2 protein-coding genes are annotated in these 964 nt (G+C 36.6%); both read left to right on the top strand.

Annotation, left to right across the window (positions count from 1 at the left end; genetic code table 11):
• On the top strand, positions 1-675 hold a 675-nt coding region (locus B3Y13_RS00900), incomplete at its 5' end, for an amino acid ABC transporter permease (RefSeq protein ID WP_414718181.1).
• A gap of 31 nt (positions 676-706) precedes the next feature.
• Positions 707-964: ATP-binding cassette domain-containing protein (locus B3Y13_RS00895; RefSeq protein ID WP_296692084.1), on the top strand; the 258-nt coding region annotated here is incomplete at its 3' end.

Genomic DNA, 964 nt, shown 5'->3' with positions numbered 1-964 from the left:
AAAATGCTTCAAAAAATTTTAGAAATTATGTTCTCTCACGGCAGGTGGATGATGATTTTGCAGGGGTTGGGAACAACTCTTTTAATCGCCTTTTGCGCGGTTTTGATGGGAACAATCCTTGGCTGCATTTTTGCAATTTTTAAACTTTCTAATTCAAAAATTTTAAATGCGATTTCTAACGTTTATACGACTTTGATTCGCGGAATTCCAATGGCAACTCAGTTGATGATTTGTTATTTTGTTATTTTTTCGCCATTGGGAGTAAGAAATACTGTTTTGGTTGCAATAATTTCGTTTGGTGTAAATTCCGGGGCATATTGCACAGAAATTTTCAGAGCCGGAATAAACGGTGTAGATAAAGGTCAAATGGAAGCCGGACGTTCGCTTGGCTTGAACTGGGCACAGACTATGTTTGCAATCATTATTCCTCAGGCTTTTAAAACTATTTTGCCTACTTTTGCATCGGAATTCATTACTCTTATAAAAGAAACTTCGGTTGCAAGTTTTATTGCCGTAGTTGACCTTCAGAAAGCGTGCGACAATATTCGCAATGCAACTTACAACGCCTGGGTTCCGCTCCTTTCCTGCGCCCTGGTTTATCTTATTCTTACAGTTGGTCTTACAAAGATTTTTTCTGCAATCGAAACAAAAGTTGCCAAGTCTGAAAAAAAATAAAATTCCTTGAATTTTTTACTGGAGAAAATTGATGATTGAAATAAGAAACCTTGTTAAAAAATTTGGACAATTAACAGTTCTTGACGGAATTTCGGAAACTATAAATAAAGGCGAAAAAATTGTAATTATCGGACCGAGCGGCGGCGGTAAGTCGACTTTTTTGCGTTGTTTGAATTTACTGGAAACTCCGACTAGTGGAAGCATTATTTTTGAAGGAACAGACATTACCGGCAAAAAAACAGACATCAACAAAATCCGTCAAAAAATGGGAATGGTTTTTCAGCATTTT

Source organism: Treponema sp. UBA7567 (assembly GCF_002476655.1).
Classification (GTDB): Bacteria; Spirochaetota; Spirochaetia; order Treponematales; family Treponemataceae; genus Treponema_D.
The sequence above is the reverse complement of the archived record's forward strand: the minus strand, read 5'-3'. Positions and strand labels throughout refer to the sequence as shown.